General features: G+C 71.0%; 7 protein-coding genes and 1 pseudogene. 3 read left to right on the forward strand and 5 right to left on the reverse strand.

Annotated features, from left to right (window positions below; genetic code table 11):
• Nucleotides 1–215: 215 nt before the first annotated feature.
• Nucleotides 216–1,106 (reverse strand): glycoside hydrolase family 19 protein, encoded by an 891-nt coding sequence (locus ABZ281_RS31540; RefSeq protein WP_356661020.1) that lies wholly within the window; start codon nt 1,104–1,106, stop codon nt 216–218.
• Between the two features lie 259 nt (nt 1,107–1,365).
• Complete coding sequence (locus ABZ281_RS31545; protein ID WP_356661022.1) at nt 1,366–1,803, reverse strand: MarR family transcriptional regulator; 438 nt, start codon at nt 1,801–1,803, stop codon at nt 1,366–1,368.
• 80 nt (nt 1,804–1,883) lie between these two features.
• On the opposite strand from ABZ281_RS31545, the gene ABZ281_RS31550 reads away from it, so the two are divergent.
• Nucleotides 1,884–2,993, forward strand: a complete 1,110-nt coding sequence (locus ABZ281_RS31550; RefSeq protein ID WP_356661032.1) for a substrate-binding domain-containing protein — start codon at nt 1,884–1,886, stop codon at nt 2,991–2,993.
• Between the two features lie 67 nt (nt 2,994–3,060).
• Nucleotides 3,061–4,110, forward strand: coding sequence for an acyl-CoA dehydrogenase family protein (locus tag ABZ281_RS31555; protein ID WP_356661024.1), 1,050 nt, complete (start codon nt 3,061–3,063; stop codon nt 4,108–4,110).
• Here the strand turns inward: ABZ281_RS31555 and ABZ281_RS31560 are convergent.
• The 3 genes and pseudogenes from ABZ281_RS31560 to ABZ281_RS31570 form a co-directional block, all read right to left on the reverse strand.
• Nucleotides 4,107–5,309, reverse strand: a complete 1,203-nt coding sequence (locus ABZ281_RS31560) for a serine hydrolase domain-containing protein (protein ID WP_356661026.1) — start codon at nt 5,307–5,309, stop codon at nt 4,107–4,109. The two genes, ABZ281_RS31555 and ABZ281_RS31560, sit on opposite strands and share 4 nt — an antisense overlap.
• A 103-nt stretch (nt 5,310–5,412) precedes the next feature.
• Nucleotides 5,413–5,787: pseudogene (locus ABZ281_RS31565) on the reverse strand (LLM class flavin-dependent oxidoreductase); the annotation flags it as partial.
• A 20-nt stretch (nt 5,788–5,807) separates the two neighbouring features.
• On the reverse strand, nt 5,808–5,984 hold the full coding sequence (locus tag ABZ281_RS31570) for a hypothetical protein (protein WP_356661028.1): 177 nt from the start codon (nt 5,982–5,984) through the stop codon (nt 5,808–5,810).
• 229 nt (nt 5,985–6,213) lie between these two features.
• Here ABZ281_RS31570 and ABZ281_RS31575 point away from each other — a divergent pair, with 229 nt between their 5' ends.
• Nucleotides 6,214–6,654: an SPW repeat protein gene (locus ABZ281_RS31575; protein WP_356661030.1), complete on the forward strand. Its 441-nt coding sequence runs from the start codon at nt 6,214–6,216 to the stop codon at nt 6,652–6,654.
• Nucleotides 6,655–6,700 lie beyond the last annotated feature (46 nt).

A 6,700-nucleotide genomic window follows, 5' to 3' on the forward strand; every position in this document is an offset into this window, starting at 1 on the left:
GCCGGCTCCAGTACTTGTGCTCGCACTTGACGACCGACTCCAGACTGGTGCTGCGGGTGCCGTAGCGTTCGCTCAGCATCGGGACGAGGGTGCTGGCCAGTGCCGCGGCCGTGGCGAAAAGCGTGTGGGGGGTGCGTAGGCGCATGAGGGATGCCCTTCGGTCAACCGGTCAGGTTCATGACATCCCGCATGACACCACGCCGTGGGGTCCGGCGTCAGCAGTACAGGTTGCCACCGGGTGACGTGCCGAGGATCTGCGTGAACCGCTGGTAGTTGTTCACACGGCTCTGGACCTGCGCCGGGTTCTTGCCGTCGCACTCCAGGGAGCCGTTGATGCTGCGGATCGTCTGGCCGAACCCGGCGCCGTTCACCATGGCGTTGTGCGGGGTCATGCTGCCGGGGCCGGTCTGGGTGTTCCAGTACCACAGGGCCGTCTTCCAGGCGACGGCCGAGTCGTTCTGCACCAGCCAGGGGTTGTTGAGCAGGTCGATGCCGAGCGCGTCGCCCGCGGCCTTGTAGTTGAAGTTCCAGCTCAGCTGGATCGGGCCGCGCCCGTAGTAGGCGGCCTGTCCGGCCGGACAGCCGTAGGGCTGACTCCAGTCGCAGTAGTGCGGGTAGTTGGCGGTGTTCTGCTCCACCACGTGCACCAGACCGCCGGTCTCGTGGCTGACGTTGGCGAGGAAGGCGGCGGCCTCCTGCTTCTTCACCGTGTCGCTGCCGGTGCCGGCGAAGCCGGGGTAGGCGCTCAGGGCCGCGGTGAGACCGCTGTAGCTGTAGAACGAGTTCCGGTTCGGGAACATCTGGTTGAACTGCGCCTCGCTCACCACGAAGCGGGCGTTGGGGGTGCCGGGACCGCTGTCACAGGCGTACGGCTCCCAGTACCAGGTGCTGATGACCGGGTCGTAGCCCGGGTTGGCGTGCTCGGCGATGTACGCCTTGCCGTCGGTGTAGCGGACGATGTCGCCGACGGCGTAGGACTTCCCCGCCGTCCAGTTCGGGTAGCTGGAGCAGGCGGCGGCCGAGGCGTTCGAGGCGGGCAGGAGCATCGGCGCGGTGCCGGCGAGGGCGAGGGTGACCAGGACTGCGGAGATACGGCGTCTCGACACGGGTTCAACTCCTTTGCGGAGCACGGCCGCACCCTGACGAAGGGCAGGGTGAAGCAGACCCTTGACCGCACGCACCGGTGGTCCGGTCACGGCGTGGGGGCGGCCGTGGTGGGGGGCTGTGGAGCCACACTCAACCGCGTTGGTCTGTACCAGTCAAGGGTGTAGACCAGTCAGGTAGAGACCTGTCGGGTTCTGCACTGGCTGACGGGCCGTCGTTCCCCATTCGCCGCTCACACGTGCGTCGTTCCCCATTCGCCGCTCACACGTGCGCCGGGTCCTCCAGCGTCGCCGCCAGCCGGTCCAGCAGGGACCGCAGCAGGTCGTCTTCGCCGTCGCCCAGCGAGGGCCGGCCTGCGCGGACCGCGCGGTCGACACGCTGCCAGTACTCCTGGCCGCGCGGGGTGAGATGGGCGAGGACGCGCCGGCGGTCGAACGGATCGACCCTGCGGTGCACGAGGTTCTGGTCGACGAGCTGGTCGACCAGCTTGGTCAGCGTCGGAGGCGGCAGGAAGGCGGCCTCCGCGAGCCCCGTCATGTGGTGCCCCTCGCCGTCCGACAGCGAGGCCAGCACCCGCCACGCGTCCAGCGAGCAGCCCTCCGCCTCCAGCACGCCCTGCAACCGGCGCGCCGCGAGCCGTTCGGCCCGCGTCAGCAACTGCACGAGGTCGTCGGGCCGACGCGGGGTGGGGCTGGACATCCCTGCTCCTTGGTGCCGAGGGGGTGTCCATCGTAGGAGACGCGCTGGAGTTCGTCCCGTGGAGCCGGAATCATGACGCCATGATCCGGCGCGACCTTCCCGGGCCCGAGTGGTTCACGGCCGACGACTCCGTGCTCGGCGTGGCCCTCGTCTTCCCTCTGCAGGGGCCCGCCGGTATCTTCGGGCCCACGTGTGAGCTGTGCGCGCGGCTGGCAGCCGAGGAGGTCAACCGGGACGGCGGCGTGCTCGGCAGACAGCTCCGGCTGGTGCCGGTCGACGGCTCGGGCGCGCCGCACGACATCGCCGACGAGGTCGAGGCACTGGTGGACCTGGGCGCCGTGCAGGGCGTCACGGGCTGGCACATCTCCTCCGTGCGACAGGCACTCGCGCCGCGGATCGCACACCGCGTCCCGTATGTGTACACCGCGCTGTACGAGGGCGGGGAGGACACGGCGGGAGTGTTCCTGACGAGCGAGACCCCGCGCGACCAGCTCCGGCCGGCGATGGATCTGCTGGCGCGCGAGCGCGGGGTACGGCGCTGGTTCGTGGTGGGCAACGACTACGTGTGGCCGCGGCACACGGCCCGCTCGGCCCGCGGCTACGCCCGGGACCGCGACGGGCGCGTCGCCGGTGAGGCGTACCTGCCGCTCGGCACCCACGACTTCGAGCCGGTGCTGCGGCGCGTCGAACACTCGGACGCCGACGCGGTGCTGATGCTGCTCGTCGGCAGTGACGCGGTGCGCTTCAACCGGGCGTTCGCGGCCTACGGCCTGCACGCGCGCTGTCTGCGGCTGAGCACGCTCATGGACGAGAACATGCTGGTGGCGAGCGGACCGGAGGCCACCGAGGACCTCTTCAGCACGGCCGGGTTCTTCGCCTCGCTGGCCAATCGCGACACCCTCGACCTTCACGGGCTGTACGCCGCCCGCTACGGCGTCCGGGCACCCGCCCTCGGCAGCCTCGGCGAGTCCTGCTACGAGGGTGTGCTGCTGCTGGCCGCGCTGCTGAAGAGGGCCGGAACGCTGGACGTCTCGGCGATCGGCGCGGCGGCCGGGGCGGGGGCGGTGTCCTACGAGGGCCCGCGCGGGCTGCTGCACCTGCGGGACGCCCATGTCCGCCAGCGGATCTACCTGGCACGGGCCGACGGGCTCGACTTCGACGTGCTCACGGAGCTGGACGCACGACCCTGACAGCGGGGCCGGCCGACGACACGCTCCCGGTCGGCGCCGGGCGCCGTTCGACCGCGAGAATTCCTCCATGACCACCACGCCCCATTCCCTCGTCACCGGCGCACAGCAACTGGCGCACGACCTCCTCGTCCCGCAGGCCGAGCGCGTCGACCAGGAAGGTGTGCCCGCGAGCCATGTCGAGGCGGTGAAGCGGGCGGGGCTGCTGGGAGTGGTCGCGCCGCGGGACCACGGTGGGGCGGACGCGCCCGTGGCCGTGGCACGGGAGACCGCGGAGATCCTGGCCGGGGCGTGCTGCTCCACCTGGTTCGTGCAGACACAGCACCACACACCGGTGAAGCTGCTCACCACCAACGACTCCCCCGTCCGGGAGAAGCTGCTGCGCCCGCTGGCGACCGGCGAGCTGATGGCCGGCATCGCGTTCGCCCATGTCCGTGCCTTCCCCCGGGTGCCCGTGCGGGCCGTCCCCGAGGCGGGCGGCTGGCGGTTCGAGGGCCGGGTGCCCTGGTACACGGGCTGGGGGTTGAACGACGTGATGCTGCTGGCCGGGGTGACGGACTCGGCCGAGGTGGTGTTCGTGTTCGCCGAGGCCCGCCCGCAGCCGGGGCTGAGGCCGTCGGCACCGATGCGGCTCGCGGCCCTCACCGCCGCGCGTACGGTGTCTCTGGAGCTGGACGGGCTGTGGGTTCCGGATACCTCCGTCGTGCTGCGCACCTCGGGGGAGGAGTTCGCCCTGGTCGACCTCCCCCGGGCCGCCAACGCCAGTCCGGCCGTGTTCGGGGTGGCGGACGCTGCGCTGGACCTGGTGGCGCAGACCCCCGACGGCCGGGAGACGGCCCGGTCATTGCGGGCCCGGCTGGACGAGGTACGGCGGGAGGCCTACGCCCTGGCCGACCGGCCCGCCCCGCAGGGCCCCGTCCCGGAACGACTGGCCGTGAAGACCCGCGCGTACGACCTCCTGCGCGCGGCCACCACCGCGGCGATCGTGGCCGGGGGCGGCCGCTCCATGGCCCTGGACAACCGGGCGCAACGGCTGGCGCGCGAGGGCATGTTCCTGCTGGTGCAGGGCCAGACGGCCGAGGCGCGCCGGTCGCACCTCGGCTCGCTGGCGTCCGGTTAGGCGAGGCGGGGCGCGCCCGGCGCCCGGTCCGGGCGGGACGGGACCTTCCCGCAGAACTCGGCTTCGATGACGTCGATGTAGAGCGAGGAGTCCGGGAGCCAGTCGCCGTTGATGTTGAAGGTGAGCTGGTGTTCGCCGTCTTGAGTGCCGACCATCGCGGACAGGGAGCCGTTGGTACGGCCGCTCTTGCCGACCACCTTCACACCGCAGGACAACTGCGCGGACTCGACTCCGAGTCCGTACCCGATGCCCTGCCCGGCCGGGACCTCGTCGAACATCTCCTTCATCTGCCGCGGCGGCAACACGTCGCCCTTGACCAGGGCCCGTTGGAAGCGGTTGAGGTCGCCGCCGGTGGAGATGACGTCACCGGCCGCGCCCAGCCAGGTCATGTTCTGTTCGGTGGCGTCGTGGATCTCGGTGTCGGGGGCGTCTTGGTGGAGCCGGGAGTAGCCGACGGGGTGCGGCATCGGCATCTTCGGTGATGTGCCCGGGAACGACGTTCCGCGCAGCTTCAGGGGACGGATGATGCGGCGGGTGATCTCCTGCGCGTACGAGTGTCCCGTCACCTTCTCGATCACCATGCCCGCCAGGACGAAGTTGGTGTTGGAGTACGAGGGCTCGCCCTCCGGGTCGGACTGTGGCGGTCGCTTCAGGGCGATCGCCACGAGTTCCTCGGGCTGATGGGTGTCGTACCGGTGCTCCGGAAAGCCGGGTCCTGCGCTGTCGTGGCTGAAGTCGACGTCGTCGGTGTAGTTGGCGATGCCACTGGTGTGGTTCAGGAGTTGACGCAGCGTCACCTTGTCGCCGTCGTAGCCGTTGCCGCGCACCAGGCCCGGCAGCCGGTGCTCGACCGTGTCGTCCAGGTCCAGTCTGCCTTCCGCCTCCAGCTGGAGCAGGACGGTCGCGACGAACGTCTTGGTGATGCTGGCCCCGCGGAAGTGCTCGCCGGCCGTCCGCTTGCGGCCCGTGCCGGTGTCCGCGTGGCCGGCCCGCCCGAACCAACTTCCGTGGGCGTCACGGACGGTGGCCGCCGCTCCGGGGAGACCGCCCTTGTCGACCAGAGCGCGTAACGCGGTCCGGGTGGCCTCGTGGCCGTGCGTCGGTTCCGCCGCCTGCGCTGCCGGGGCGAGTACCGCCGTACCGGCGGACAGTGCAACGGCCAGGGCGATCGAGACGGTGCGTGCGGCGCGCTGCTGCATGATGGCCTCCTGGTCACCGAGGGAGCGGCGGGCCCGCCCTCTCGCTGACCAGGACGCCCAAGTCCCCTGCCAGGGTTGATCTTTGCGTGCGATCCGCCAGGTGTCAGCTCGCGACCGGCACGAAGGGAGGGGGAGCGGCAGAAGAGGTCTCCCGGCTCGCGGGATGCCGCCACAGTCCCCGCGCGACGAGGCACGGCAGGACGCCCTCGCCGAACCAGTAGGCCTCGTGCAGGTGCGGACAACCGGAGAGGATGAAGTCGTCGATGCCCAGGGCGTGGTACTCCCTGATCCGCTCGGCGACCTCGCCGTGGCTGCCGACCAGCGCCGTGCCAGCCCCGCCGCGCACCAGGCCGACGCCGGCCCACAGGTCGGGGTGGATCTCCAGTCGGTCGCGGCGGCCGCCGCGCAGAGCAAGCATGCGCTGCTGCCCCTCGGACTCACTGCGGGCGAGACCGGCCTGCACCGACGCCACCGTTTCCTGCCCGGGCGGGCGCCGTCTCAGTCGCCGTCCGCCGGAACGACCACGAGGAAGGCGTCCGACTCCAGGTCCATCACGACGGTGGCGGGTTCGCCCTCGGCGCGGCGGCGTGCCGCGCATTCCTCCGCGGGCCACGACCCGCGCGGGGACCCCGCCGGGAACCGTTCCAACACCTTCGCGCTGATGGCCGCAGTCACGTCCGCTGCCCTCCCCTGTCCCGCGCCGCCCGCAGGGGCGGCGTCGATCGGTCGCTGTCGTACACATGCGGATGCCCCCGATCCGCCCGGACATGTACCGCCGGGTAGATCCCGCGCCTCCCGCCGGCCTCTACACATAAAGGGAAAATAAGAGCAGAATGATGCTTACGCGGCGCTTACCGCATACCCCGCCAGACGCGGTCGCCCTGCACCATGAAGGAGACCAATCATGGCCAACGTCTCGCCCACCAGAGGGGACATCACCAGCCACCCGGATGCCTCCGAGATGCGGGACCGGTACGCCCGCCTACTCGGCGGCCGCGATGTGGCGCTCGTGGACGGACCGGTGTTCCTGCTCGGTCTGTACTGCGCCGCCTCCCCGTGGATAGTCCACTACACGACCAGCCAGCCGGCACTCGTCACCCACAACCTGATCATGGGCATCGCGATCGGCCTGCTGGCGCTCGGGTTCACTCGCGCTCCGGAGCGCATGTACGGCCTGAGCTGGGCCATGTGCGCGCTCGGGGTGTGGATGATCATCTCGCCGTGGGTCGTCGGCGAAAGCCCGGACGCCGGTGTCGTGTGGAACAACATCATCATCGGTGCACTGGCCGTGCTCCTCGGGCTGGTGTGCGCCGGAACGGCGGCGAAGGCATCGCCCAGGCCGTGACGCCCGCCGGGAAGGAACCGAAGGCCGGTCCGCGTCCCGGACCGGC

This window comes from Streptomyces sp. NPDC006265, assembly GCF_040613555.1.
Taxonomy (GTDB): domain Bacteria; phylum Actinomycetota; class Actinomycetes; order Streptomycetales; family Streptomycetaceae; genus Streptomyces.